At 62.2% G+C, this 25701-nt stretch carries 36 protein-coding genes and 2 tRNA genes; 7 read left to right on the forward strand and 31 right to left on the reverse strand.

The annotated features are described in order from the left end of the window. Positions 1-571: 571 nt before the first annotated feature. The 24 genes from HHL27_RS20725 to HHL27_RS20830 all read right to left on the reverse strand — a co-directional run bounded on the left by HHL27_RS20725 (position 572) and on the right by HHL27_RS20830 (position 16725). Positions 572-1600 (reverse strand): DUF2493 domain-containing protein, encoded by a 1029-nt coding sequence (locus HHL27_RS20725; RefSeq protein WP_169495302.1) that lies wholly within the window; start codon positions 1598-1600, stop codon positions 572-574. A gap of 433 nt (positions 1601-2033) precedes the next feature. Continuing rightward, complete coding sequence (locus tag HHL27_RS20730) at positions 2034-2363, reverse strand: single-stranded DNA-binding protein (protein ID WP_169495303.1); 330 nt, start codon at positions 2361-2363, stop codon at positions 2034-2036. Between the two features lie 743 nt (positions 2364-3106). After that, positions 3107-3568, reverse strand: a complete 462-nt coding sequence (locus HHL27_RS20735; RefSeq protein ID WP_169495304.1) for a DUF736 domain-containing protein — start codon at positions 3566-3568, stop codon at positions 3107-3109. Positions 3569-3877: 309 nt separating this feature from the next. After that, positions 3878-4264 carry a hypothetical protein gene (locus HHL27_RS20740; RefSeq protein WP_169495305.1) on the reverse strand — a complete coding sequence of 129 codons (387 nt, stop codon included), beginning with the start codon at positions 4262-4264 and terminating at the stop codon, positions 3878-3880. Positions 4265-4651: 387 nt separating this feature from the next. After that, a complete protein-coding gene (locus tag HHL27_RS22975; RefSeq protein WP_420874090.1) occupies positions 4652-4972 on the reverse strand; it encodes a DUF6927 domain-containing protein in 321 nt (106 codons plus the stop codon). A 51-nt stretch (positions 4973-5023) separates the two neighbouring features. After that, positions 5024-6946, reverse strand: coding sequence for a reverse transcriptase domain-containing protein (locus HHL27_RS20745; RefSeq protein WP_024018999.1), 1923 nt, complete (start codon positions 6944-6946; stop codon positions 5024-5026). A gap of 591 nt (positions 6947-7537) precedes the next feature. Next, positions 7538-7825, reverse strand: coding sequence for a hypothetical protein (locus HHL27_RS20750; protein ID WP_169495306.1), 288 nt, complete (start codon positions 7823-7825; stop codon positions 7538-7540). A gap of 63 nt (positions 7826-7888) precedes the next feature. Continuing rightward, positions 7889-9433, reverse strand: a complete 1545-nt coding sequence (locus HHL27_RS20755; RefSeq protein WP_240960145.1) for an ATP-binding protein — start codon at positions 9431-9433, stop codon at positions 7889-7891. Between the two features lie 266 nt (positions 9434-9699). Beyond that, a complete protein-coding gene (locus tag HHL27_RS20760) occupies positions 9700-10047 on the reverse strand; it encodes a hypothetical protein (RefSeq protein ID WP_169495307.1) in 348 nt (115 codons plus the stop codon). Between the two features lie 77 nt (positions 10048-10124). After that, the gene (locus HHL27_RS20765) at positions 10125-10484 is read right to left on the reverse strand and encodes a DUF736 domain-containing protein (RefSeq protein ID WP_169495308.1); all 360 of its coding nucleotides are present in this window, start codon (positions 10482-10484) and stop codon (positions 10125-10127) included. A gap of 159 nt (positions 10485-10643) precedes the next feature. After that, positions 10644-11180, reverse strand: coding sequence for a hypothetical protein (locus HHL27_RS20770; RefSeq protein ID WP_169495309.1), 537 nt, complete (start codon positions 11178-11180; stop codon positions 10644-10646). 113 nt (positions 11181-11293) lie between these two features. After that, positions 11294-11713, reverse strand: coding sequence for a DUF3768 domain-containing protein (locus HHL27_RS20775; RefSeq protein ID WP_169495310.1), 420 nt, complete (start codon positions 11711-11713; stop codon positions 11294-11296). A 111-nt stretch (positions 11714-11824) separates the two neighbouring features. Further along, complete coding sequence (locus HHL27_RS20780; protein ID WP_169495311.1) at positions 11825-12244, reverse strand: type II toxin-antitoxin system VapC family toxin; 420 nt, start codon at positions 12242-12244, stop codon at positions 11825-11827. Beyond that, entirely contained in the window at positions 12244-12504 is a 261-nt protein-coding gene (locus tag HHL27_RS20785; RefSeq protein WP_169495312.1) for a type II toxin-antitoxin system Phd/YefM family antitoxin, read from the reverse strand. The genes HHL27_RS20780 and HHL27_RS20785 overlap by 1 nt, the downstream gene beginning before the upstream one ends. A 180-nt stretch (positions 12505-12684) precedes the next feature. Beyond that, a complete protein-coding gene (locus HHL27_RS20790; protein ID WP_169495313.1) occupies positions 12685-13029 on the reverse strand; it encodes a type II toxin-antitoxin system RelE/ParE family toxin in 345 nt (114 codons plus the stop codon). Then, on the reverse strand, positions 13016-13285 hold the full coding sequence (locus HHL27_RS20795; RefSeq protein ID WP_169495314.1) for a ribbon-helix-helix domain-containing protein: 270 nt from the start codon (positions 13283-13285) through the stop codon (positions 13016-13018). The genes HHL27_RS20790 and HHL27_RS20795 overlap by 14 nt, the downstream gene beginning before the upstream one ends. A 73-nt stretch (positions 13286-13358) precedes the next feature. Next, the gene (locus tag HHL27_RS20800) at positions 13359-13658 is read right to left on the reverse strand and encodes a hypothetical protein (protein WP_169495315.1); all 300 of its coding nucleotides are present in this window, start codon (positions 13656-13658) and stop codon (positions 13359-13361) included. Positions 13659-13691: 33 nt separating this feature from the next. Further along, positions 13692-14648 carry an ArdC family protein gene (locus HHL27_RS20805; RefSeq protein ID WP_169495316.1) on the reverse strand — a complete coding sequence of 319 codons (957 nt, stop codon included), beginning with the start codon at positions 14646-14648 and terminating at the stop codon, positions 13692-13694. Positions 14649-14879: 231 nt separating this feature from the next. Beyond that, positions 14880-15080, reverse strand: coding sequence for an antitoxin Xre/MbcA/ParS toxin-binding domain-containing protein (locus HHL27_RS22245; RefSeq protein WP_206069761.1), 201 nt, complete (start codon positions 15078-15080; stop codon positions 14880-14882). A 16-nt stretch (positions 15081-15096) separates the two neighbouring features. Next, a complete protein-coding gene (locus HHL27_RS22250; protein WP_206069762.1) occupies positions 15097-15363 on the reverse strand; it encodes a hypothetical protein in 267 nt (88 codons plus the stop codon). 18 nt (positions 15364-15381) lie between these two features. After that, on the reverse strand, positions 15382-15561 hold the full coding sequence (locus HHL27_RS20815; RefSeq protein ID WP_206069763.1) for a hypothetical protein: 180 nt from the start codon (positions 15559-15561) through the stop codon (positions 15382-15384). A 46-nt stretch (positions 15562-15607) separates the two neighbouring features. Beyond that, a complete protein-coding gene (locus HHL27_RS20820) occupies positions 15608-16060 on the reverse strand; it encodes a PIN domain-containing protein (protein WP_169495317.1) in 453 nt (150 codons plus the stop codon). Further along, positions 16057-16380 carry a type II toxin-antitoxin system Phd/YefM family antitoxin gene (locus tag HHL27_RS22750; protein ID WP_169495318.1) on the reverse strand — a complete coding sequence of 108 codons (324 nt, stop codon included), beginning with the start codon at positions 16378-16380 and terminating at the stop codon, positions 16057-16059. Before HHL27_RS22750 ends, HHL27_RS20820 begins: the two co-directional genes overlap by 4 nt. 147 nt (positions 16381-16527) lie before the next feature. Beyond that, positions 16528-16725, reverse strand: coding sequence for a hypothetical protein (locus tag HHL27_RS20830; RefSeq protein ID WP_169495319.1), 198 nt, complete (start codon positions 16723-16725; stop codon positions 16528-16530). Positions 16726-17084: 359 nt separating this feature from the next. Here HHL27_RS20830 and HHL27_RS20835 point away from each other — a divergent pair. Next, positions 17085-17170: transfer RNA gene (locus HHL27_RS20835), tRNA-Leu, on the forward strand. Positions 17171-17175: 5 nt separating this feature from the next. Beyond that, positions 17176-17251: transfer RNA gene (locus HHL27_RS20840), tRNA-Ile, on the forward strand. A gap of 31 nt (positions 17252-17282) precedes the next feature. On the opposite strand, the gene HHL27_RS20845 is transcribed toward HHL27_RS20840, so the two are convergent. From HHL27_RS20845 to HHL27_RS20855, 3 genes are all read right to left on the reverse strand, one after another. Continuing rightward, the gene (locus HHL27_RS20845; protein ID WP_169495320.1) at positions 17283-17648 is read right to left on the reverse strand and encodes a helix-turn-helix domain-containing protein; all 366 of its coding nucleotides are present in this window, start codon (positions 17646-17648) and stop codon (positions 17283-17285) included. Positions 17649-17659: 11 nt separating this feature from the next. After that, positions 17660-17962, reverse strand: a complete 303-nt coding sequence (locus HHL27_RS20850; RefSeq protein ID WP_169495321.1) for a type II toxin-antitoxin system HigB family toxin — start codon at positions 17960-17962, stop codon at positions 17660-17662. A gap of 134 nt (positions 17963-18096) precedes the next feature. Continuing rightward, complete coding sequence (locus tag HHL27_RS20855; protein WP_169495322.1) at positions 18097-20112, reverse strand: ParB/RepB/Spo0J family partition protein; 2016 nt, start codon at positions 20110-20112, stop codon at positions 18097-18099. A gap of 196 nt (positions 20113-20308) precedes the next feature. On the opposite strand from HHL27_RS20855, the gene HHL27_RS20860 reads away from it, so the two are divergent. Next, positions 20309-20584 (forward strand): HU family DNA-binding protein, encoded by a 276-nt coding sequence (locus HHL27_RS20860; protein WP_169495323.1) that lies wholly within the window; start codon positions 20309-20311, stop codon positions 20582-20584. Positions 20585-20642: 58 nt separating this feature from the next. Continuing rightward, on the forward strand, positions 20643-20903 hold the full coding sequence (locus HHL27_RS20865) for a hypothetical protein (protein WP_169495324.1): 261 nt from the start codon (positions 20643-20645) through the stop codon (positions 20901-20903). 335 nt (positions 20904-21238) lie between these two features. Here the strand turns inward: HHL27_RS20865 and HHL27_RS22590 are convergent, their stop codons facing one another. Beyond that, positions 21239-21421, reverse strand: a complete 183-nt coding sequence (locus HHL27_RS22590; protein ID WP_240960148.1) for a DUF6771 family protein — start codon at positions 21419-21421, stop codon at positions 21239-21241. Positions 21422-21520: 99 nt separating this feature from the next. On the opposite strand from HHL27_RS22590, the gene HHL27_RS20870 reads away from it, so the two are divergent. Beyond that, positions 21521-22129, forward strand: a complete 609-nt coding sequence (locus HHL27_RS20870) for an SOS response-associated peptidase family protein (protein ID WP_169495325.1) — start codon at positions 21521-21523, stop codon at positions 22127-22129. Between the two features lie 12 nt (positions 22130-22141). On the opposite strand, the gene HHL27_RS20875 is transcribed toward HHL27_RS20870, so the two are convergent. The 3 genes from HHL27_RS20875 to HHL27_RS20885 all read right to left on the reverse strand — a co-directional run bounded on the left by HHL27_RS20875 (position 22142) and on the right by HHL27_RS20885 (position 24078). Then, complete coding sequence (locus HHL27_RS20875) at positions 22142-22501, reverse strand: thermonuclease family protein (RefSeq protein WP_169495326.1); 360 nt, start codon at positions 22499-22501, stop codon at positions 22142-22144. A gap of 44 nt (positions 22502-22545) precedes the next feature. Then, positions 22546-23022: a hypothetical protein gene (locus HHL27_RS20880; RefSeq protein WP_169495327.1), complete on the reverse strand. Its 477-nt coding sequence runs from the start codon at positions 23020-23022 to the stop codon at positions 22546-22548. A gap of 768 nt (positions 23023-23790) precedes the next feature. Continuing rightward, positions 23791-24078, reverse strand: a complete 288-nt coding sequence (locus HHL27_RS20885) for a hypothetical protein (RefSeq protein WP_169495328.1) — start codon at positions 24076-24078, stop codon at positions 23791-23793. Between the two features lie 35 nt (positions 24079-24113). Between HHL27_RS20885 and HHL27_RS20890 the strand changes: the two genes are divergently transcribed. Both HHL27_RS20890 and HHL27_RS20895 read left to right on the forward strand, forming a co-directional pair. Next, entirely contained in the window at positions 24114-24644 is a 531-nt protein-coding gene (locus HHL27_RS20890; RefSeq protein ID WP_169495329.1) for a hypothetical protein, read from the forward strand. Beyond that, a complete protein-coding gene (locus HHL27_RS20895; RefSeq protein WP_169495330.1) occupies positions 24644-25585 on the forward strand; it encodes a hypothetical protein in 942 nt (313 codons plus the stop codon). Before HHL27_RS20890 ends, HHL27_RS20895 begins: the two co-directional genes overlap by 1 nt. The last annotated feature ends 116 nt before the right edge of the window (positions 25586-25701 follow it).

Raw genomic sequence — 25701 nt, forward strand, 5'->3', positions numbered from 1 at the left:
CAGCTTTATCGATCCTGCTCAGAACCTGCGCTGCACATATTAGTTTCACACAACCTTTGCCAGTCTGCTCCAAGAGCCCTAACCCCGTCCGATGTATCTCGCTAGCTTGTTCGCCAGGCGAATCTATCGATCGCCTTCTTTGCAAGCGAGGGATGCTCGATCTGACGTTCCCAAGACAGGGCGCTGATCGAGCGCGGCGCGATAATACGGGAGCATGAGGCGGCACACAGAGATGAGCCGCGGCGCCGAGCACAGACGCTCGGCCCCAATGGCGCACAGCCCGGTTGGAGCAACCGGCTGGATTCTCGCAAAGTTCGCAAATGGGCGGATTCGCTCGCGCAAAGCTATAGCGCTCCGCACGTCAGACAGCGCTTGGATGAGGATCCTGTGGCCTTGCAACTACATGAAGAGTGCCGCCATCTGCGCCCCGCTCCTGACCGCATTTGCTTCTAGCGGCTAGGCGACCGGAATGTGGGGTCAGAGCCAAGGGGCGCCTGCACGCCTTGCCGCCAGAATCAGGACTGAGAAAACTGGAGGACGCCGCTGGTGCAGCGCCCTCCTTGGGGCAAGCTCAAAAAGCGGCACCGCGCCGAGCAAACCGCCGCTTCCCGTTCATGGCAGGCGCACCTTCGGGAAAGGCCGGCTGCTGGTGGCTCGCGGCGAAGGCATGGTAGGGAATACCCGCCTCGCGCACCCTGGTCAGGAGGTTGGCCTGCAGCCCCGATCCCTCGCAGATGACCGCGTGGACGGGCTTGAGGTTCATCATCTGCTCGTTGCGGGCGAACCCTGCGCGCTTACCCATCGCGCGGTTGAGCGTGAAGCGCACCGTCGCAACGCCGCGCGAGGCCGCCCAGGCGTGCGCGATCTGGTCGCAGCCACGGTGCTGGGCCGTAGTCGCCAGGATCATGCTTGGAATGCGCGCGAAGGTATCGTCGAGCGCCTTGTAAAGCAGTTCGTGATCATGCCAGGTATCGCCGCCTGAAAAGATCACGACGGGACCGGTCGGAGCGTGGGCCTCGCGGCGCTTGGCCGCGCGCGCTGCCAGGAAATCGCGGGCCTCGATCTGGCTCGCGGTCGTGGCGGAACTGACGCGCGATCCCCGCGCGGTCGAGAAGGGTCGGCCGGTTTCGGCGTGGAACACTTGCGCTGCATGGTCGCGCATGCACTCCATTGCCTCGCGGCAACTCTGGAGCGTTTCGCACAGCAGGCGGGTGTCCTCGACCTGCGTGGCGTGGATTTCTGACGGGTCGGAGATGCGCACCAGTTCGCCCAGTTCCTTGGCCGCATCGTCCTCGCGGCCCTCGATGCGCTTGGCCACGACGTGGAAGCTGTTGGCAAAGCCCCAGGCGAGATCTGCGGCGAAGGGTTCGAGCCGCGTATCGCGCAGCACATCGAACAGCGTGGTCATGACCATTTCGACAGCGGCGCGGGCCTGGTCGGGATCGGGCATAAAGCAGACTTCAGCCTCGTCGACGATAGACAGCTTGGCGCGCTCGTCGTGCTCGATAAAGGCATGCGCGTAAGTCGAGGTCTGGTCGGTCGATCCGGTTTCCTCGGCGATGAAGTTCGCAAGATCGGCGAAGTTCGAGAAGGTTTGCATGGGGTTTCGCTCCTGAGTTCCGTCATCGGCTTGATGACGCCCCTCATCCGGCAAGCCGTGCCCAGCTCCGTCAGGGACGTTGACCGGGAAGCCGGGACGCATCGCGGGCCGGACCCCGGTTGACGCCGCGAAGCGGGGCATGGGGGAGCCGATTTTGGGGACGGGGCCGCAAGGGCACCGGCCGCAAAATTGGGGGAACCGTGCATCCTTGACGGGGCGCCAGGCCGGGTTGCCACACTGGGAGGACACAGAAAGGGTTGGGTATTACAGCTCTTTCCGCATCCCCGGGCGGGCATCCGCCAGGGGACGCGGAAACACGACAAAAGGGCCGGCGCGCCAGCGCCGACCCTCTTGAGGCGCAACGAAGATGTTCGGGCGTCCCCAGCGAACACGCAAAGACGGGCGGCCCGGTGGGGCCGCCCACTCGCGGTGGTCAGATGAACTCGATCTCGTCGGCGACGATTTCGGTGTTGTAGTAGGTCTTGCCGTCGCGTTCGTTGCGCGAGTAGCGGATCTCGCCGGTCACCAGCAGTTTGTCGCCCTTGTGCTTGTTGTTGGCGATCGCCTTGCCGAGGCCGCCAAAGGCCTTGACCGTGTGGAACTGGTCGTAGGTCTCGGTGTAGCCGTTTTCGTCCTTCTGGACCTTGCCGTCCTTGATGACCGGCTTGCTGGTCACCAGCGTGAACATCACGCCGCCCTTGCTGTCGGTGCCGAAGCGCGAAACGTCTGCGGTGATGCGACCGGAGAGAAAAACCTTGTTCATGCGCCATTCCTTCGGTGTCATCGGCGGGCCAATCCCGCCGGGATGAACAAAGACGAAGCCCGGGAATGAGGGGCTTTGCACCGAGCGGGCGGCGTGCCGTCCGGCGAGGGAAACCGCCGATCCTGCGGGTGGTGCGGGCGGAGGCCGTCAGGCCGACAACACGGCCGCATGGGATCGGCGGTTGCAAAGGTCGTGCAAGGGCGAAGAGTTTCATCCCGTCTGGCGGATGGCCAACCGATGGTGCTGAAGGTGTGGCCCGTTATGGACATGACGGTTTCTCTCGCGCCGCAATGCGGCTGACGGGAAATCGCATTTCGGCGCCAGTGGCGGGCGGCGCTGTCATGCAGGGCCTGACCTGCACGCCCATCAGGGACGGATGAGGACCAGTGGCGCGAAGGCGCAAGCAGACCTCTCGAGGCGCTCCGCACGATCGACGCATCTGCCTTGGAACCGGTGCGCGGACACAACGACGGCGTGGCGACAGCCGCAGTTCGGCCGGCCACGATCCCGCCTCCGGACGAGGTACGGAGTACCTGCACATCAACGTAATCGTCGTTGGCGGGCGCCGGTGATCACCGCATTGGGCGGCGCCTATAGGGCGCCCGTTGCTCCGGGGAGCGGCGCCGGTACCCGCGCTCCGACCTGGCAACCGCCGCGCGTGCCTCTGTCCTCGCCTACAAAAAAATGCGGTCCGACCGCGGGGGAGGTCGGACCGCAAGGTTGGTCGGGAAAGCCTGGGGGGTTCAGGCTTCGGCGCCCACGTAATCGCCCGTCGCAGAGGCAAAGGGATCTTCGCTGGTGGCGGCGAAGGTTTCGCTGCGCGGGCTGAACGTGGCGTCGCCATCGGCGCTGGTGGGTGCACCCTCGTCGAAAGGATTGGTCATGCGGCGGCGCGGGCGCGACCAGACCACGTTGAGCGCGCCGTCCTGCTGGGTGAACAGCGCGATCGACAGCGGCGCTTCGAAGCTCGGATCGTCGATCTGGCCCTGGAGGAAGGCGCCGGTGCCGTTGGCGGCCATCTTCTCCCACAGGCCACCGGCCGGGATGAAGGTGCCATTGCGCGTGCGCACCATGACATCGAAACGCGGGGCCTCGGGGTTGGTCGAGGTGACCGGGCGCAGGCCGATGACAAGGTCGATCGTCGCGGTCTGGATCTTGCCGATGAAGTTGCCGGAGGCATTCTTCTTGAGTTGACCGATGTTCATTGCCGTATTCTCCTTCATATGCCGCCCCGTCTTGCTGCTGAGGGGCCGGTACGGGTTCGTGAACGGGTCCATTCCCGCCACACCTTCCTCCTCACCCCCTTCTCTCTGATCCCGTCGCCAGAGCCGGACACGGAGGCAGCGGCCGAAGCGAGAGGCCCGCCTCCGGGAACACGATCAGGTCCGGCATCGCCGGAGAAGCCCGGTCGAAGACCGGATGATCGGATGGGAGGCGAAAGGGTCGGCGCAAGGGGAGCCCAGGCTATCGCGCCAGACCCACCCCATGGTGCCGTCCGGGCAGGCTCGTGCCGCTCAGTTCCTCAAGCCGCGCGGCAAGGCGGTCCACTCGGGCTGGTCAAGCGCGATCGGGAGGTCTCGCGCCTGCTGCTCGGTGAAGACGTCCGCCGTCTCGAGGGATCCGAAACCGTCGGCCTTGTTCCAGAACAGCAATCCCTTCTCGTCATCCCGCATGGCAAGGACCAGTTTCGGGGCGAACCTCGCGTTGTCATTGAGGTGGCTGGTCTCGATCCAGTGGATGCCATCGGCATCGATCCGGAAGCCGCCACCGCCAAAGGCGTCGGGCTGGTATCGATCGCTGTCGTAGCCCCAGGTGACGATCAGCGGCCACGATCGCGTGAGGATCCGCTGGAACATCGAGGCAACCGCGTCCGGCTCGAACTGGTCGGCTTGCCCGAACACTGAGATCGAGGCCGGATCGTGGTCGCCGGAACACGAATCGCGTGCCGAAGGTCGGGAAATCGGGATCGTTGAAGAGCGCTAGGAACCCTGACACCGGATTATCGTCAATCGCCGGGAACAGCGCGCGAAAGCGGGCGTCAGCTTGCGCCCAGCGCGTTGCGATCACGTCCTGGAGGGGTTCGCCTTCGAGGAACGCAGCAAGCGCGATCGCCTCGGCGAGAAGCGCGTGCTCGTCAGGCGTCACGCGGAACGCGAAGCAGGTATGCGTATAGCAATTGGACATGCGCCAATTCCTTCGTGTCGAGAGGTTGCGCAGCGGCGGTCCCGGTCGCGCCAGGATTGGTGAACTGCCGAGGGGTCAGACCGGCTGCGCACCGGCCGCGCCGATCACGCCACGACCGACGCGGCTGATGCCGCGGCCTCGGGCGCGACAAGGGTCCAGGCCCTGGTCATGAGCCGCGAGATCCGCACGCCAGCCCCGTCGCCCGCGCGCAAGAGAACGGTCCTCGTGCCCCAGGAGCGAACCTGGAACGTCTGCTCGCTGATCCCGTCGGAAAACGTCAGCGGTTCGGGGAGCACCAAGGTGTCACCTGGTCGCGGCTTGCGACGCGACGTCAGCGCGAGGCGCTGGCGACATCTGGCGCGCCATTCGGCGGCATGGTCATTGATCGGCGGCCCCAGCAGGTCGAAGGATCGCGGCCGGGCAATCGAAGTAGTAGGGCCCTGCCGTTTCCGTCAGTCGGGTAGGATTGGTGCTGCTCATGGAGTCAGCCCTGATCCCCCCGCCGAACCGCACGTGCAGCTTTCACCGCATGCGGCTCTCCACTGTGACGAACCATCACTTTGCCGTAGATCGGGCAGGCGGCCTCTGTGAGTATCCCAGTGGCATTGCTCGCACAGGACCACCGTCCTGCGGGCGCGTGCCACCTTCATTCTCACGACAAAACCGCGGTGCGAAACATCGGCCATCCCCCGGATATGGTGCACCTGACACGGAACATCGGATCGACCGCAAGCCTCGCATTGCTTGGCATTCTGACGATCAACCCAGTCCGTACGTGAGTGGGTGAACACCTGCGTCCAAGGCTGGATATCAATCCTGGACGAGGTGGCCGGATCACGTTTCAGATGAGCCAGTTTCCAGACTTTGACCGATCGGGGCTGGCCATCGACGTCGTAGCCGATGGTGAATTCCTGCCCCGTCCTCATGCGGGCCACGACCGCTCGCACATTGGTTTTGTGCTTGCTGGCCAAGGTCTTGAACAAGCTCCACCGCTGGAGAAACTCAAGCCTGTTCAGCTTGAAGCTCACATCCTTGGCGAGAGCATAGTAGTTCGCAAAACCCCGCAATTCGGCGTTGTAAGCTAGGACGATCTCAACGTCGCTGCAGCTGAGCAGCAGGCTACGATGACGCGGCTTCAACACCGACAGATCACCATAACCTTTTGCAGAAGCGAACGCGTGGACCTTCTCCCAAGGGACATGCAGCTGCATCACTTCCGACGGCGGCCTACGAAGGAAGCTGACGGAACCTTGTCGGCTCCGGACAACCCGTTGGCGTGTCGTATATGTGCGGACCTCATATCCAAGGAAGGCGGCTCCATCGCTCGCCTTGCGGATACCGCTTTTCTCCTCGGACACCGTGAGCGCCAGCGCCTCGGTCAGGAATGCCCTGACTTCGGCGAACACGCTTCGTGCATCCTCCTTGCTACCGATAACCCCAATCATGAAGTCGTCCGCGTAGCGACAGTAACGAAGTCGGCGATAACCGGGGTCCATCGCGTCTCTCGACGGGATGGACCGCTTTTGCGGCAGTAAGGTTTGGATTTTGGCCAAGGAGGCCGCAACCTTCACCTCGTCGACATTGTCTTTGGCCCGCAGCATGGTGACGCGCTTCCGTTGTTTCTGGATGCGCCCAGCCAGTCGCCCATATTCCGGGTTCGTGGCACGGACCTTCCCCCTCTCGAAAGCCGCGATCCGTTCCGCCATGAACATATCGAGTTCATGGAGGTAGATGTTGGCCAAGATTGGAGAGACGATACCGCCCTGCGGAGTGCCGCTGTAGGTCCGGGTGTGAACCCGGTCTTCCATAACACCCGCCTTAAGCATGCTGCCGATCAAGCCGATGAATTTCTCGTCATCGATCCTTTTCCGCAACAGCCGCAGGAGGATGTCGTGGTCGATGTTCTCGAAGAACCCCGCGACATCCACATCTACGAGCCATTTCACCCCCGTCCATACGGCTTTGACGTGTTCAAGCGCCGTATGACACGACCGGCCCGGCCGGAATCCATGGGAGGCGTTCGAGAACACCGGTTCATAGATCCGTTCGAGCAGTTGCCGCGCCACTTCCTGAACGAGGCGGTCGTCGCGCGTGGGAATGCCCAGCGGACGCCGTTTGCCCTTGCCTTTCGGGATAAACACCCGACGCACTGGTTTGGGATCATAGGTCCCTGCCGTCACGCTGGCGATAATCGGGTCGAGGTCTTCCGGTCCGAAGTCCGCGAAGGTCTCGCCGTCAATACCCGGCGTCATCGCACCCTTGTTGGATCCGATCTTCTGGAGCCCCTCCTCCCAAAGGAGGCGAGACCCCATCAGACGATAGAGTCCATTCACCCTTTTGCCCGACGCAACGAGCGCCGGAATGGCCTCCAACCGGCCTTTCACAGTTTCTGGCAGCATCAGCACACCCCATGATCGGTGGTTGAAGAATCACAGCTGCCGCCCTTCCCCCGGTCTTCCCCGCTTTCGGCCCGATCGCTCGAGACCTTATACAGTTGCACCGCCGCCTCCGAAGAGGTCGATGTCCCGGGCATTACCCCGGGCATTTGAGTAATATGGCGGCTCCGTACCCATGCAGGCCGGCAGAAGCCGCCTGTTTAGGGCATCCCGTAGTTACGCTGAATGGAGATGCGGCGCGGTTAGGTGTCCCGTTCGTCCACTAAACCCCTCGACGAGAGGCGCACCGGATGGGCTGAGAAACAGGCGGCCAAGACATGAGACCGCTGTCATCATCCGGACCTGGCGTGACAGTCGCTTTCGCCAGTATCGCTATATAGATTGCTGCAGACTGGGATTTAAGCAGTGTAGCCTTCACCATACGCACCTTGCCCTGACCGTCATCGCCTCCATTTGCGACTAAGACGCATCTGGCCTTTTCCGAACATGCTATTGTTCCCCGTCCCTTTCGGGATTTCAGACTTTGTGAGGCCCGAGGTTAGTCCGGCGAGCAGAGGCATTCTCAACTTACCTCATCATCACTGATACTCCATTTCAGCGCCGCAACGGCGCACTGTCCTTGTAGGCGAACACATATCCATCGCGGGCGCGTGGGTTCCAGCGGATAAGGCAGATGATCGCGAAGGGCGGACGCTCGCCGCCGGGCCCATAGTTCTGGCAGGCGGCATAGTAGGCGCCGGAGCGGACCGTGGACTTGAGGACGCGCATGCCTTCGGTCCGACCCGCCGCCGGGTCAGGCGCATAGGTGCACTGGTCGTCGAGGTAAGCCTTGGGCGTGGCATGGGGCGCCATGCCGTGCAGGGTCATCGAGAGCCATCCCATCGGGATCTCCTGTCGCGGGAGGAAAGCGGGGCAGCTCGCGGGTTCGAAGCCGCCGAGGAATGTTCAGGCGGAGGCCGCGCCGATTGCGCTCGTCTCGGTCGTCGGGACGTCCGACTCCGGTAGGAGCGACATCTCCTTGCGGGACATCGACCAGGACAGGCGCAAGGTCCGTCCAGCGGGAATGCACCAGGCAATGCGATCGGCAAAGACCATGCGGATCACCGCGAGCGTCGCCGCATCGTCATCTTCGAGCATGGCATACGCGCGGGCGGCTGCCTCATAGCGGACCCGCGTTTCCTGGGTATCGTAGCTGTCCGCATCGAAATCATCAGAAGGGCTGAAGACCGCATCGATGATAAAATCCGTGAGATCACCGGGATCAAGCCGCGAACGTTTCGTGAGTGCAATCCGCACCGTGTCGACGTCCGTCCAACTGTCGTCGCCCTCCAGAAGCGCCAGATCGGTCGGCAAATCGAGGCCACCACCGAACTGATCGCTGAGTTCCAACGTGATGGTCTCGGGCCGCAAGGTACTGGGATCGCGCCCGAGTGCGGTATCGCCGCCATGAGCCTCCCAGAAGCGTTCGCCTGTGCGCACGTAGCATTTCAGGCGGTCGTACCAGCTGTAGCCGATGAATTGCTTGATCGGGTCATAGAACGTCAGCGGTGCCGGCCCATCGAGGCGATGCACCTCGCCGGCGTGGCCATTTCGCTTGAACGCGAGCGCGCGACCGAACGTCACAGAATCCAGCGCATCCGTGTCGTCGTAGAGGGCTGCGTCCGCACCAATGGCCGTGAAGCCGGGAAGATCGCCGTAGCTGTCACGCGCCAGAGACGGCGTCCACGTCGGCAACTGGGCAATCGCCTCGGGAAAGGCGTCGCAGAACAGGTTGGCTTCAAGCCAGGATGCATGGCTGAGACGATGGAAGGGTTCGGCGAGGATCGTCTGATAAATGGCCTCCCGGCACAGGGTCTTCAGACGTGTCAGCGCGGCGTTGTGGTAGATCTCCTTGCGCGCCGGCAGGACCAGAACGAGATCGCGCGCATCGACGACGTCGACATGCACGCTCCACTGCGCGTGGTGGATTTCCTTTACCTGCGGCAATACGTGCCGGAGCGTCACGCCGTGGAAATTGACGGTATCGCCGGCAGACGAACTGCGGTTGCGATAGACGCCGAGGCGATACCCTTCGCGCTCGACGATCTTGTGCGCGCCTGCAAGAAAATCGACTCGCTTCAGTTCCTCGCCATTGAACGTGACGGGCAGCGGAAAATGCCAGGCTGCGCTTTCGAGACAACGCTCGAGCGTTCCGTCGCGCTGCGGCGGGACATGGAATGCGATGCTGGTGCCGCGAGGTCCCTCCCAGGGTAGCACCGCGATATCAGCTTCGCCGGTCCAGGCATCGCCGGCGATCGCCAGCGAGAAAGCCGCGTGCGCACTGACCGAACGCACGACCGTGTCGAGCCCGGCCAGGCTGAAGAAACCTATGCCAGCGGGATCTTCGCGCGCGCTGCAAGCCTCGGACCAGTCGGACTGGCCGAGCGAGACGAGATCGGCCGGGTCGGCAATACCCCGCGCCATCGTCGGTAACGGTGACGATGCAGGCATTCTCGAGATGCTCGGCGGTCACCCCTACGCGTGTCGCGCCTGCACGGCGCGCGTTCTGGAACAGCTCGTTGAAGATGTCGCCGAGCGTTCCGTTGAAGATACGGGTGACTTTGGTGATCGCCTCGGGCGAAACCCGGGCACGCAATGTCGCAGGAAGTGCCATGGACGGATGTCCTTCGGTGATCATGCGCCCGCTGACGTGCACATGGTGCGTCGGTGAAAGCGTTGGAAAGTCGCAGCGGCTCGCAGCGCGATTGAAGCTGCGGTCACACGGCCGGGCAGACCCGATCGAACGCGGGATCGATGGCAAAGCTTAAGGCTCGGGCCAGCCAGATGGCGGTGCGCACGTCATCCTCGTCGAAGCCGAGCGGCGCCACGACGTCGGCCAGCGTCGCGGCGCCGGCATCGGCAATCTTGTTGAGGTGGCCCGCTTCGGCCGTGACCGCCACCGGCCAGGCCCAGGCAAGGCCGACCACGCCTTCCCCGAGGACGATCAAGGAGTGGCCTTTGGCGATGGCTTCATCGACCTGGCAGGCGTCGTAGGAATTGCCCGTCGTGCCGAAGACATGTGCGCGGTGGGTTCGGAATGCGAACCGCTCGGAATCGGTCAGCATGGTTGCTTCCCTACAATGAGAAGCCCCGACCGCCGTAAGGTGGCCGGGGCGCAGGGTGGTTCGGGGGATGGGGCGTATCAGGCGTTGCCAGCAGGCGAAAACGCATCGGCTCGCCGCCGGGCGCGGGGCCGCGACCAGACGACGTTGAAGCTGCCATCGTCCTGCTTGAACGCGCTGATCGGGAGCGGCCGCGTCAGCGACGGATCATCGATGCGTCCCTGCAGGTAGCATTCGCCGGTCTCGAGCGCGGCCTTCTCCCACAAGGCGCCGACCTGCACGAAAGCGCCACCGGTGTTGCGGGTGAGGATTTCGAAGCGGGGGGCCTTCTCGTTGCGCGATTCGACCTCGCGCAGCGCAAAGGTCATGGCGACCATGACGGTCGCAAGCGAGCCGCTCAGGTGGCCCTGCGCGTTGCTCTGGATGGTGCCGATGTTCATTGCCTGATGCTCCTTGGCAAAGACCCCGTCTTGCTGCTCGGGGGTCGTGGGTGTGATGGCCTGGGGCATCCCCACTCCGGCCAATCGCTCCCTTCCCGCTTCCCTCCCGCCGCTGGGGTCCTGGCCCCGGACCCCTGAGTCTCACGGGTGCTGCAGGCATCAATGCACGGTCGCACGGGACTGTTCATGGATGCAGGCGCTCCGCAGGTCCGCCCGCGACGCATGATCGGGATAGCCGGCGCGCAAATTGGCATGCAGGCGCGCGAACAGGTCGAGGGCGAAGGTGCCGTCGGCGGCGGGGCGGCTCGTGATCAGGGCGCGCTCGATTGCTTCGCGCGATGGCGAATGCGGACAGATCGCCGTCCATGTCCCGTCGGGCGCATAGTCGTAGGGCGCCGGCATCATCGCGTCGAGCCAGCGCGCAAGGCCATTCTCGACCATCGCCTCATAGGCATCGTCGTGGAGTGCGGCATCCGAAGGGCACCGCAGGCGCACGGTATAATAGGTCCCGAAATCGTGGGGGTTGCCGACAACCTCGAGGGCATAGTCCTCGGGCGGAACGCCCAGCACCGCGACAAGCGCGGCGCGATAGGCGAGTGCCTCCTGACGGCTACGCGTCGGCGCATCGGGATCGCGGCCCACTTGCGCGCAAGGTTCACCGAACGGCGTTCCCGAAAGATCGATGGTGCGGGTCATGATGAGAACTCCTCGGCCGCGCGCGCGATGCGCGAGGCCCGCCGCACATGCCGCATGGATTATGGAGAGGACGCGCGGCTCTCTGGACGGTCCCGATCAGGCGCGCCGCCTGATCAGTATTCGCAAGGTTGCAGCACGGTCAGAACGCGGATCGTGACCGAGGCATCCCACGGCGCGCCCGAGCCGAAGGTGAAAGAGCCAACATCGGCGTAAGGGTCGATTTTCCAGTAGAGGCGCTCACCGAGAAAGGTGACGACCCCAAAATCGCGCTCCCCATAAGGATCGTCACCCGGATCGATAGGCGCATCGGCGATCTGCCGCATGAGCCGCTCCTGGTTGATCATGACCCGCGCCGTGCGCGCAGGCTCCTCGGTCTGCCCTTCGGCGAGCAGTTCGACGACGCCGCGCGTGAACAGGATGCGCGCGCTCCGCGCCTTGCCCTGGCGGGTTTCGTCATTGAGGCGCGCGATCTGCTCGGTGCGCTCGCGCTGGACCTGCTCAGGGTCCGCTGGAGGAAGAGGATTGCTGGACATGTGTGATCTCCCGATGGGTTCACACACTTCCGCCCACTTTCCCTCCGGCCCTGGCGCAATAGAGCAGGAAAACCTGGAAATTGGCCTGAGTGGGCGTCGTCGTTCCGAGGCCTACATTATGCCGTGCCAAGGATTGAGGATGGCAACGCCTGTCCGCTCGAAATCGGCGACATTGCGGGTGACCACCGTCATCGCATGCACCAGCGCGGTGGCCGCGATCAGGCCATCGCGCTCCGGTTGACGATCGGGCACATGCAGTGCCGCACATTTCAGGGCGACCTCTGTATCAACCGGGATGATGCGGTCTTCAAACGGGATCAGGACATCGACCTCGAACCACTGCCGCAAAATTTCTCCGGTCGCAGCATCGACGCGCGCCTTGGCAAGGATCCCCTGCTCGATTTCGAGAATGGAGATGGCCGAAATGAAGAATTCATCGGCATTCATCGCGCCCGCCCACTGCGCGACGGCAGGCGGAAGCCGCTCCGGACGCCGCAGCGCCGAGATGACGTTGGTGTCGAGAAGGTACATCAGTCCAGATCCACGGGCCTGGTAATTTGACCCAGCTTCCGCGGCTCGAAATCGATCGTGTCGCCCGTGGCCGTTTGGGAGAGCGTCGCCAGCAGGGTCCGCGGCGTAGTGCCCTGGCGCCGGTTGAATTCATCGATGGTCATCAGGACATGCGTCGGCCGTCCCCGCTCGGTGATGTAAACCGGCCCCTTGAGCGCCGCCTTCTTGGCCCGGCTCGCACCCTGGTTGAATTCACGGCTGGAGATTGTCGTCATTGCCATATCGGTAAGCCTTCCGCTATGTATGTACGTTACTACAAACATCCCGTGACGGCAACGACCTCCAGCACAAGGTGTGTATGATGCAAACTTGTGATGATCTGGTCAGACAGCAGCGCCGCGTCAGCCAAAGCAAGCCGAGGGCGAAATGCCGCCCTCGTTGGAGCGACGGCGACAAGATCCTCAACCCTTCAGGAAATTGCCATCCTCATCGGCAAACTGGCCTCGGTACAGCGCATCAAAATCACGGCCGCCGTAGAAGATATTGGTGATCTCGACAGCGTCAGGCAGAACCCGATAGGCAATGACCGCTCGCCGCTTGAAGAGGACAGTCCGAATTCCTGGCGCGAGATCATCGCGCGGTGTCCCTCCGTGCGGGACCTCGCAGATGCGTCGGCAACGGTCGCGGATTTGTCCCACGACGGCCCGCGCAGTGTCAGCATCGTGACTGTTGTCCCTGATGAAGCGGTATATCTCTTCGAGATCGTCGACAGCTTCCGGGCGATAGACGACCTCAATGCGCCGCATCGGAAAACAGGCGATTCAGCCGCGCATCGAGTTCACCTTCATCAAGGCTCGGCCTCGGATCGCTGAGGGAGCGACTGACGCGCGCCCGTATTGCTGCAAGTCGCTCGGCATCTTCCAGGCGTTGGCGCTGCCAGAGCCGCACCGCATCGCGCAGGGCTTCGCTGGTCGATGCATATTCGCCGGCCTCCACGCTCGCACGGATGGCACTCAGCATGTCGGTGGTAATCGTGACGCTGATCTTTTCGGCATTCTGCATGGGACAGGGTCCTCCTGAGCCATCTGGTAGCAAAAAATCCTACCAAGGGCCACCGGGCACGCGGCGCTGCTGATTAGAGTTCAAGATTCGTGAGCCGCACCATGATGTGATGGTGTTGTCCTGCGCCTACCCCGAAATGCGACCGGCACAGATCGACAATCCGGGTCCAGAACTGCCTTGGCATGTCGGAATCGCTCCCCTCACCGCAAAGGCCAAGATCCACGAGGACGACGACATCCGACCATTCATCCACCTGACCGCCCCGGTACCAGGTGAGCTTGGGAACGTCATTCGCCAGCCATTGGCGAAACGACGGATCGGCAAAGAATTCGGGGGCATTCACAACCAGTCCCCGGCAAGGAAATGCTTCCATGATGCCATCCTCTTGAAAGGTCGCCTGAAAGGATCAGGCTGCGAGTGCCACGCTTTCGATGTCGTCTCCGCCGTTTTCGCCATCAGCCGCACTATCGCGCGTCCGGCCGCCAAGCTTGAGCAGCATGCTTGCCGCTTCCTCGGCCTTGGCGGCAGCGGTGAGGATTGCGCGATCATCCCGCTTGAGAACGGCCAGCCAATGATCTATATAACTGGCATGGTGATCGAGATGGGTGACTGGCAATCCCAGTTCCGCACCAAGAATTGCACTGGATAGCTCCGCGATCAATTCTTCCATCGCGTAAGCATCACTGCCAAATCTCCCCTTAAGGTCACGATCCAATCTGGATTTATGCCCCGACCAATGGGACGATTCGTGCCCGAGTGTGGCGTAATACTGGTCGAACCCTGAAAAGAGCGTCGGCGACGGCATCGTGATCCGATCGACCAGGGGTTCATAATACGCTTCATCGCCCTGGTGCCGCAGATGGATCGGGAGGGCGGCAAAGAAGGCGTCGAGTTCCGCCTGCCGTCCTTCAGGTTCAGTCGGAACGACAAGCGGCGCTGGATGGAACCGTTCGGGAAGGCCATCCACCTGGTCCGCACTGAACACGGCGTAGGCCTTGAGCACGCGGCGCGTTTCGCTGGTGCGTTCGCCCGTGTCCGAAGCTTCAAGCTCCTTGGCATAGCTCTTGTAAAAGATGGCGATCGTGGATTTCTCGCCCTTGCGCACCTGCCCTCCGAGCAGCGCAGCCTGGCGATACGTCATCCAGTAGGGCGAGGTGAAACCGCAGAAATCGGCGATCATCCAGAGCCAGAAGACGTTCAGCCCGCGATAGGGGATGCCGCAGGCGCGCAAAGGACGCGTGGTGGTCGTGCCCCGCCAGGGCCGGATCCAGGGCCTGGTGCCGGCTTCAAGCCGGGCGATGATTTCGCGGGTGATGCGCGCAGCCGGACTCTCATGGGTCTGGCGCGAAGCAAACTTCGACATGGGAACCTCCTGACAAGCCACCAGGCACAAACGCCGTCTGGCTCGCCGAAGGCAAAGCCCCCTTTCCTCTCAATTCATGCCACGGGGCTCACGATAGACCCGTGCGATCGGATGTCCCGGGCATTGCCGGACGGCGGGAGATCGAGCGATGCACCATCACAAGCAGGACATCCCGCGCGTGATTATCATCGCGTTCAATATCGCCCAAATTCGGTGCCCCCTGTGGCCCCTTCACACGAAAATGATTTCACCATAGTCGTAAGGTGCAAGGCCAGCGTCGGCGGTGCTCGGCTGCATATACAGTCCACTCCGTGCCGCGTCGAGGAAACGCCGGACAACCATCAGGCCGTCCTGAGTGCCGCCGACGATCAGATCGAGTGGTGGATGCCCTCCAAATGCAGGCGCATCATTTTGTCGGTGAAGCCATGCCACGCCATCATCCTCATCGTCAAAAAGGCGCGGCCAAGGCTTGATGGATGCCCAGCACCGCCGAAATTCGCATGAGGACATCGACGTCCAGCGTGAACCCACCATGCTCACGCGCGCACTTGCACCAGCCATGGTAGGTGGATTGTGATGGATAGCCGAGGACCAGTCGGCGCTGCATGTCGTGCAAACCCCAAAGATCAGCAATGGCCAGGAAGGTACGCATTCCCGGCGCACTCAATCGACGGCGATTGGATGGCGCGAAGCGAAAGGGATCAGGCTGTGCCATCGACCAAATCTGCGATTTTCAGCCAGCGTCCTTGAGAAGGCCTCGCGTGGCCTCCGCAGCCCGGGCGAGCGCGGGTACCTTCTTGCCCGAAACAGCAATTGCCTTCTTGTAGACCTCGAAGGTCTCCGCTGGCAGATTGGAGACGTCGATAGGACCTGTGCGGCCGGCGCCGTCAGAATTTCGAATTTCTTCTTCCATCTTGCCTTCTCGACCAGTCTGACGCGGCGCTGAACTCTGGCCCGGTTCAAGCCAGAACAAATCCTGAAGGGTCATCCTCCCAGGGATTAAACACCGCCGCACCGCTGTGCTGAACATCCTTCACATTGCGGGTCACCAGAAACATGCGGTTCTCGATCGCAGTCGCGGCAAGCAGTGTATCGATGACGCCAGGCGCCACGCCGGTGTCTCGCGTCACGGTTCCCGATATCGCCCCCCACCGGCGCACGACCACGTCGTCAACGGAAAGAACCCGATGTTTGAAACGAGCCTCCAGAGCGTCGCGCGCAGCCAGATATCGCGATCGCTCGGTGTGGTCGATCGGCAGGTTGTGTATACCCTTGTCGTATTCGCCAAGCGTCAGCACGCTGAGGTATAACTTATCCTCCGGCTGCGTTGCCGCCCATTGCTTTACGCTCGGTGCCCCGTTCGGATTGATCAGGGCGGCAATGACGTTGGTATCGAGCAACCAACCGATCACAGCACGACATCCCGCCCGTGGTCCTCATCACGATCGAGGTTGAGTTCGCCTAAATTCAGCGCCTCCAGAAAGTCGATGAGCGGCTGTGGTTGCTGCGTGGGCCGCAATCGCTCCAATTCTTCGATGCTCATCACCACAACTGCGTCCTTGCCACGAACGCTGACTCGCTGAGGGCCCTCGCTTCGCGCGAGCCGAACGACCTCGCTGAAGCGTGCCTTGGCATCTTCCAGCTTCCAGCCCCTGGCGGCCAGCGCGGAGGATATGCGGCTGCCTCCCCCCTTTCGGGAGGAAGAACGGGAGGGTTTGTGCGGAACTACCATCGGGAGAATCCATCTAGTCAGATAGTCAGTTTGAGCGATATAAGTTGTCTGGAGATCGGATGCAACGACCGTGGAGCAGGACGACAAAGCATCCGCCCCAGGACGCGCAACAGCATAACCGTCCCGCCGATTCCAGGTTGTTCATTGTCAGAAGTGCGCGCGAAGCGGCTTGCGTCCAACTGCGCACGCACGCTGCTCTAGACGCTCCAGCATCGCGCGCTTGCGCTGGGTCCTGGCTCCCCCCTTGTTGCGAAGATCCTCGGTGAATGGATCATCGTCGGCTAGCCCAAGTTCACGCTTCCGCTTCTCGGCGTCCGCCAGAAAGACGTAGAAATCGAATCGCATTTTGGTGTCACTCACCACTGGAGCGCACAGCTGGAAGCAATTGCCCGGGCAGCGCTCGAGTTGATGTCTCCGTGCATGAAAGCGACCCACGGTTGCGTGCGATAAGTTCATTTGCATTCAGCGGAACATAGTCTGCATCAGGTGCAGCGAAGGCCGCGGTCAGCTCCGCTCGCAAGCGCACAAAGGCCTCGCAATTGTCAATTGGGCCATTGACTCTCGGATTGGGAGCCGTGCTTCGCGACATGGATCATCTCCGAACGGAACGCCCTCCGTGTACGGGATATTCTCAACGGTACTAACGCCCATGCGGTACCAAGGCTTGCATTGGAATCGCCCCTGCCGCAAACGCAGCGCTTCGGGCGGACGTGACGGAACCGGTAGACGTCGGGGACTTAAAATCCTCTGGGCCTTGCCCGTGCGGGTTCGAGTCCCGCCGTCCGCACCAAGGTGGGGCCTGTAGCTCAACGGTTAGAGCTGGCCGCTCATAACGGCTAGGTTGCGGGTTCGAGTCCTGCCGGGCCCACCACTTCGATTTCCGGAAGATCCCGCCGGGTTGCTCAGTGCGAAAGTTCGTATTCTCCGACCAGGCGGTCCGCTGGAATATGCCAGCTATGATGCAGCTTTCTGATCATCCCCAAGGTCAATGGCCGACGACGCTTCAGAATCTCGCTTGCCCGGCTTTTGCCAATGACCTTGGTCAGATCGCTCAAGGAGCGACCGTTCAGTTCCATATCCGCCTTGATGGTGTCGACAGGATCGAGATCCTCCACGGGCCAGCGCCTAGCTTCGTAGGCATCGACCAGAGTCGCAAGTATATCGAGGCGGTCGAACTCCTCGGTCCCCTCCTTGGCATCCCACAGACGCTCGATTTCCTGCACGGCCTTGCGGTGATCCGCGTCCGACCTGATGGGAAAGATATCCATGTCGTACCTCCTCAAAACACGCTGATCGTCAGCGCGTCGATGGCATCGTACTGCTTGTGCGTGCCTATGAACTTCAAAAAGGCGATCTGCGCCTCGAATTTGAACGCCACGATCAACCGATAATTGCCCCCGGCGACCTCGAAACGTACGCGTTCAGCATTCAGCACCTTTGCTTTTGAGAAGGATGCCTGCACTTCGCCGGTGTTCTGCCAGCTAGCGCTGGAAACGACCGTTATCCAATGGACCAGTGATGCCCTGGTTTCAGGATGCGCTTCCCAGAACGCCACCAGATTTGAACGGGCAATAAGTCTCATCCACGGCACCTAACAATTCCCAAGATGGGAATCAACTGGAAATTCCCAAAATGGGAATTGGCGTGACAGAAGCGGCCTCTTCCCGGACAGGAAGAAGCCGCTTCGCCCATGCCCTGCTGACCTGTCAGGAGAGTTCAGGCCGCTCGGGCTTCCGGAACGGGATCGAGGCCGTCAGCGTAAGCTGCGTCGATGGCTTCGTCGCCATTGTCATCGACCGCATCCGTGGGGATATCCGCGGAATCTGCGGTGTCCTGCTCACCAAAGCGCATCACCTCAGGCACCCAGGCGAGCGCCCGGTCGCGGACCTCGACTTCGGTAATGGTCGTCCCGGCAAAGACCCGTTCGGCGCTCATGGCGAGGTCACGCTTCTTGACCGACGCGAACCGGCTCGAAAGCTCAGGGCCGCCAACGTCGCCCAAGGCATCGAGGATCACCTGCTTCGACACCCTGTCGAAGTAGTTCGCAGCCGTCGGTCGCCACCAGCGGGCCATGTCGATGCCAACAATGCCGCCAAGGTGGTCGATGAAGCCAATGCGCCGGTCACCCTCGAGGTTCAGGCTGGCTTCGAGCGTACGGCCGACCAGGAAGCCCAGCCAACTTGCGCGGGCTTCGTCATCGAGACTGCGGAAAAGATCGAACCGGGCAACCGGATTTTCGCCGGCGCGCCAGCTTTCATCGAGACTGGCCCGAAACTCGGCCAAGCCTGCACTAGCCGGAGCATCAGCGGGTTCAAAACCGATGATCGGGCCGTTCGGCACGCCACCGCGCAAGGTCGAGGCGGCCTTGTTCTTCCAGTCGGTCGTGTCTGCATCGGCAAGCGTGAAGACAAGCACGTCGAGGGCGAGCGAGGGATCGGACGCCACATGGAGCGACAGCACATCGCGCCGCTGCATGGCGAGCTCATCGACAAGCCGCTTCGAAAGCACCGATCGGCGCGGACCGACTGCACCCTTTTCCGTGACGGCCTCGACGCCATCGTCGTCGTCACCGTCGGGCCGAGGGGCGCCTTCTCCGTAGAATACCGGCTGCAGCACGGGCGTGCCGTCGCGACCGAGCGTCAGGATCATGCCCGCCTGTGGCCGCAGCTCAGGCGCAATGATCTGTGGGCGATCACGAATGGTGCGGCTTTCATGGTCGATCCGCTCGATTTCAATCTCGGCAGCAGCGATCGCATCGTCGTTGCTATCTTCGTCTTCCAGGATGGCCGCCTGCTCGTCGTAAGCGGCATCGAGGACTTCCAATTGCGCGACATCATCGTCCGACAAGGGAGCCGGCTCGCTGACGAGCCTCGTCAGGCCCGTGGTCAGTTCATGGTTGGCGTAGTTGTCGAGCGTCGGGCGAACCCAGGCCAGGCCGTGTTGTTCGGCCAGGGCACGCGCCTCGGCTTCCATGCGCGCGGTCGCGAGTTGCTCGAGCAGGGCGACGTCGAGCCACGCCTCACTGTCTTCATCATCAAAGAGTTCGCGCTCGATGCGGCCGCCAGCGGCTTCATAGTCTTCGCGGCCCACAAGGCGCGCGCGCGGATCGTTGCCGCGCACGGTCTCGGACAGGACCATGCGCCGGATGCTGGCTGCATTGAGCGCGTAGTACGACGTGGACATCTGCCCAAACACGCGCGCCTGGATCTCGCGATCCGAGGTCGCCCCGAACGCCTTGGCAAGATCGAGCGTGATCTCGCCGGTGGCCAGAGCCTCGAACACGACAGGCGCCAGGTTTGCGAGCCGCAGTCGTCCTTCGACGAAGCGCACGGTCAGCCCGAAGCGCCGGGCGACATCCTCGGCGCGCGCGCCTTCGGCAACCAGCGTCGCGAAAGCCTGCGCCTCGTCTGCCGGGTTCATGTTCAATCGTTGGAAGTTCTCGGTGAGGCTCGATTCCACGGCGTTCGCATCATCGGCATCGAGCACCAGACAGGCCACCGGATGATCGCGCGGCAAAACCTTGTCGTCGGCAAGCGCCGTCAGCGCCTGGCGCCGGCGTTCGCCGGCTTCGACCGTGTAGCGCCCCTTGGGGGCCGGGCGCACGACGAGGTTCTGCAAAAGGCCGACGGCCGCAATGCTGGCCTTGAGTTCGGCATCGGCCGTCGCGTCCGAATGCTTGCGCACATTGCGCGGCGAGGGCGTGAGCTTGTTGAGGGGAATTCCTGAAAGCATGAACTGGCTCCTGACTTGCGAGCCTCCGTGCACCGACCATCGGCCCGCCAGGCTCAAAGCCCCGCTCCCCCTTCCCTCCCGGCTTCGAAGGTCCTGCGGCCCGCAGTCGCCCGTGCATCCCGATGGAATTTCGCGTGGCTGGACGATGCGACCCTTGCGGGTTAGTCATTCCGCAAATTCTGGAGGGCCACTCACGATGAACACTGCCGACCTCGCCGAAGCCGTTGCCAACGGCCACGGCCTGACCAAGACCGATGCACGTAAGATCGTCGATGCCGTCTTCGAGGCAATCGCGGATGCCGCCGCCAAGGGCGACGAAATTTCGTTGAATGCTTTTGGCAAGTTCAAGATCAAGGACACGCCGGCTCGTGAGGGTCGTAACCCGTCGACCGGCGCGACGATCCAAATCGCTGCTGCGCGCAAGCTGACCTTCGCGCCCGCCAAGGCGGTGAAGGACAAGATCAACGCCTAACCGATCGGGCGTCCGGTCCGCCCGGACGCCCTGCCTTCCTCGGGTAGATGGACGGACGATGGATTTCGACGACCAGATGCAGCGCTATTTCGGGTCAACCGACCTTGGTGCGGTCAGCCCAGCGGCGCTCGAAGCGGGCAAGGAACGACTGGCCGTCGATTTCGGGCTCGAGCAGGATCGTGGTCGCAGGTTCGCGATGTGGGCGCTGATGCACATTCTCGGCAACGCCCCGGATCTCGACGTCGCCTTCAAGGAGACAAACGACCGGAACGCAGCGCGCGATTTCATGGATATGCTGGGTCGTGTGACCGACAACTGAGCACGTCAGGCCCGAAAACGCCGAACGGCGCGCTTCCATTCCCGCTCGTCGGGCCATGGCAGGATCACATCGACAGCCGATGGCTTGGCCGTCTCGATCCTGACGGACACGACCTTTCTGCGGGTCCGGATCCCGCAGACCCTGCACCAGAAGTGGGACCGGGCCTCGGCGAAACGGTCGTCCCAGTGTCGCTGCTGGAACAGCCACCACAGACCATGCGGATTGAAGGTCGAAGCATGGCCGCACCGGCAAACGGGTTTGATCGCCTGGTGGAAGCAGGCAGCCTCAGAGATGCACGTGGCCTGGTGCGTTCCATCGGCCGCCCAGCGCACTGGTCACAGCGCGGGAGCAAGCTGGTCATCGCCGCCAGTGTCGCGGGGTTTGTCGCTTAGAATGACCGACGCAAGTTCTTGCGCCGCATCTTCGCGCATCCGTTCATCAGGAGCGGTTATGCCGACACGCGCCCAAGCGGGCGCGGAAAGGATGGCCTGGGCTACGGTGTCATGGTCGATTCGCATGACGCATATTGGAACATATGAGGAACATTGACGCACGACGGAGCGCCGGGCGCGTGCTCTCCGATTGACTTCCCGGCCGAGCCAAGATGAACTTCGCGCGTGTGCAACCTTTATAAGATGCGGGCCAACGTCGCCGAAGTCGGGCAGCTTTTTGGCGCCCGCGCGGATGTCGGCGCCAACTTTGGCGAAGAAGTCTATCCGGGTTATCCCGGCCTCGTCGTGGCGGAAGGAACAGCCCGGACGATGACCTGGGGCTTTCCGCTGACACTCAAAGGCAAGCAGGGACAGCCGCTCAAGCCCAAGGCCGTCAACAATGCCCGAGAGGACAAGCTGGCAACGCCATTCTGGCGCGACAGCTTCGTCAAACGGCGGTGCCTGATCCCCGTCACGGCCTGGGCGGAAGCGGAAGGCCAGAAAGGACGGATGACCCGCACTTGGTATTCGCTGGCGGGTGCCGAGCTTTTCGCGGTCGCCGGCATCTGGCGACCGACCCACGAGTGGGGCGATGCCTACAGCATGGTCATGGTCGAGGGCTGCGCGCAGATGGCCGATGTCCATGACCGGATGCCGGTTGTGCTCGCGCCGGACGACTGGTCGCGCTGGCTTGCAGCCGAGCCGGACGAAGCCTTCGCGCTTTGCCGCCCGTGTCCTTATCCGCTTACGGTGGAGCGCACAGACCAAGCCTGGGTTAGGTCACGCGGCACCTGAGTGCCCCTGGCATCAGTTCCAGCGCCTGGCGAGACCACGGCCGATCAGCCAGTCTCCGGCATCAACGCCATTGACCCTTATCAGCGCAAGGGTGCGGCCATAGCGATCAACGCCCTGGCGCACGACGACAACGCGCCCCTTGGCGACAAAGGCGCGGAGTGCGTCGCGCGACGCATAGCCCTTCTCGAAATCACACCAGGCATAGCGAGCGCGATAGTCCTGGCACTTCGGCGAATCCGGGAGTTCCGGGGCGTCGATGTCGGCGATGCGGATGCGTTCGGATCCGCACCGGATCGTGTCGCCATCGTGGACCGACACCGATGGGCACAACGTGCTGGCGGCCCCAATCGCAAGGAATGAAAACAAGGACATAGGCCGCTTCTATCGTTCCCTCTGCCGCAAGGCCAGCCGGCAACTCAGGACTGGTCGACACCCGATACGCCGGTGTCGTCGCCAGCGACGACCAATGGCGGGATAGTGACGTCGGCCGCATCGAAATAGGCAAGGATGGCCTCGATCGACCCGAGCCTCTCGACCATGCGCCGCGTGATGAAGACTTCATCGACCTCGTCAGCTGCGTAATATTCCGGTTCGGTGCCACGTTCGAACACGACGCGCCCGCCGCCGCATTCGCCAGAAAAGGCGCCAGACCAGCGGGCAAACGGCACCTGCTTGCCAATGCACCATCGCTTCAGGGCGTCGAAGCGCCCCCATGCGACCTCGTGCGCGTGGAGCGTCAACGACTGTCCGGGGGCGCGGTCCGCCGGATCGAAGGCTTCACCATCCCATTCAGGTGACAGATCTTCGTCCGCGATCAGCTTGAGCAAATGAGCAAAGTCTTGGGACGACAGCGTGCCGCCGCGCGTGATCGATGCAGATACACGGTCAACCATGAGGGTCTCCTGATGTCAGGGAGTGAGGGGGTATGGACGCGGCTACACAGCGCTGGCGCGCAGGGGCACTTGCACAAACTGCAACGACACTTACACCCTTCGCACTTGCAGCATCGACGTGCGACGTTCAGAGAGGTCGTGCCTTTCAGGCATCCTCTCCCAAACTTTCAAGGCCGGTCTTCTGATCGGCCTTTTCTTTTGCTGCAGAGTGGATGGCGCACCACCCAGCAGGTTGCGAACACGGGCGAAATGATCGAGGCAGCGCGAATAACCGTCAGTTGGCGCCTCGATTCCCGCCGTTCCGACGCTCGGATCATCGGATAGAGACCTGCCGCTCCTTCACATCGACGGACTGATCTCGGATTGACGAGACTTGGGACTTTGCGGTCATTCCTGCGACCGTCAGCAAATGGCGGTTTTCGGCTGGATCGGTCGTTTACGAGACATCGGGTCGCGACGAAGGCACGACGACGGTTGGGCCGGGACCCGACCGATGCCTTCGGGGTTGTCGACAGTCGAAGGCTGCCATTCCTAAAGGCTGACGGCGAGCAGCAACTACCGCCTCAATGTACGCCGTCCCGCACTCCAGCAAGAAATCTTGCAAGCTACCGCTATTTGACGTCGCGCTCGAGCGTGGCGAGCGCGGGTAGGATATGACGTCGCGCAGATACACGGTAACGGTGCAGCCATGGGAGCTCGCATAAACGTCTGGCAGGCTATTTTTCTAGACGGCGTGGAGGCCGAGTGTTGGCGGTACGCCATGTCTTGTTACCGCGCCCCCTGCCGGGCCTGCTCATCATTTGGCTTGAACGTGACCACGCTGGCGAGATCGACATTGCGGTAATTGCCACTCCCATCCAATTCCCAATCGAAGCTCACAGTTTCGGCCTTGTAGACGAACTTTCCCGACCAAGACGCCAGAAGGGAATATGTCTCGCCGCCGACTGTAAGGATGTGCTGGTGCAAAGCGCCGCGATTACTGCCCCGGCTCGGACGGCGCGATTTGTCCTTGAGATAAGCCGCGTAATGTTCGACTTCTGCTTTTTCCACCCGCACGCTTGGCTACCTCTTGATCGGAATGTTCGAACTTCATGCCAGACCAGACAGACGATCCTAAAGCCGCACTGGAAATATTCGCCGAAGCGGTTGTGGAGCTGCTCCAGGATGCAGAGCTCATTTATGCAAATCCTGGAGAGCGGGCGATTGTCGCGCGCCTGGTGCAACTTCTGCCGTCGAGATTTCCAGGCTGGTCGGTTGGAAGCGAATGGAACCGCCGGGAGGATGTGGCGAAGCGCCTCCGCCACGGCGTTACCGAAGACGACCTTGTCCGCGAAGGGCTGATCGTCCCCGACATCATCGTTCACCGCGTCGGCAAGCGCGAGAACCTCCTGATCATTGAAGTGAAGAAGGCGAACAACAAACACTATGATGGCGACATCTGGAAGCTGGAAGGCATGACCGACCAGCGCGGTGACTATGGCTATGCGGCCGGCCTGCATATCGCCCTCGACCTTCCCGCCGGTCAGGTAAGACTCTGCGATGTATATGTGAACGGCGAGCAGGATCCGGACCTTGGCGATTGGATGCGGACGCTGCTGCCATATGCGGCGGCGGGCGTGTGATGGAGCGCAAGGAGGGGCTCGCGCTTGGTCCCACGTCTCCGATCCTGAACCTCAACGGCATTCCGACGCTTTTTCGCGACGGTGCCAACGGCGATTGTTTTTGGCAGGAGCCGCATGGAAGCTGGCGACCCGTCCAAGATGACGGCCTTTACGCCGTTGAGGCGGAATGCCTCGCACTGCACAACGATCTGGCCGTCAAGATCTTCGGCGACATCAAGCGCTATCACGCCTTACTCCACATAGCGCCGCCGTTCCTCAATCAGGCGGGTCTCAACTCCGAGGCGGCTATGGGAAGAGACGCCTTCGAGGCGGCTCTGGTCAAGCTTGCCAGCTTTCCCGATCTCAATCGGCTCCTCTATCTTTATGACAGTAGGGTGCTCGTCTCGGCGATTCAGGAGTGCACCAAGGAAGTGTCCCAACTCACCGGCGAATTCTATCGCATCTTCAATCTAGAACCATTTTTTACGCCCGGCATTCCACAGGAGGACGGGACGCGCTGGAGCACTTCACCGACGGTCACGATGCTATTTTCCACCCTAGGCTTCCTTTTCATTCGGCTGCACAGCCTGCTCGACTATGTTGCCAAGCTAGCGCGCGAAGTCGAATGTATGCCGACGAATTTCAGCAGCTACCCGAAGCTCGCTTCGTCCAACTTCCTGTTCGGGGGGCGCAAGCGATTGAAGCTGAACAATACTGCCGGGACGCTGTTCGAGGCGTGTGCCGAGGTTGCCGAGATTGAGGTGGTCCGCAACTTGCTGATCCATGATGGCCTGCTCGACGATACGCCCAAGGCCTATGAGGTCATCGAGAAGGGCCAAGCGATCGAGCGTTTCGTGCTGATGCCGGATCGCAAGAATGGCCAGTTCGAAAGGTTCAGGAACCGGCACCGGTTCTATGGCCGGGAGGACAGGATCAATCTGCGGCTGATGACATTGTGTTGAGTAGCGCTGAGGATTGACCCGGGATTATCACTGAGAATTGACCCGGGTGGGTGTGGGTTATGTGCTGCCCAAGAGGGGCACGGTCAAGAGTCGGGTTTATCCCTTTCTGGATTTGG

This window comes from Novosphingobium olei (assembly GCF_012927405.1).
GTDB classification, from domain to species: Bacteria; Pseudomonadota; Alphaproteobacteria; order Sphingomonadales; family Sphingomonadaceae; genus Novosphingobium; species Novosphingobium olei.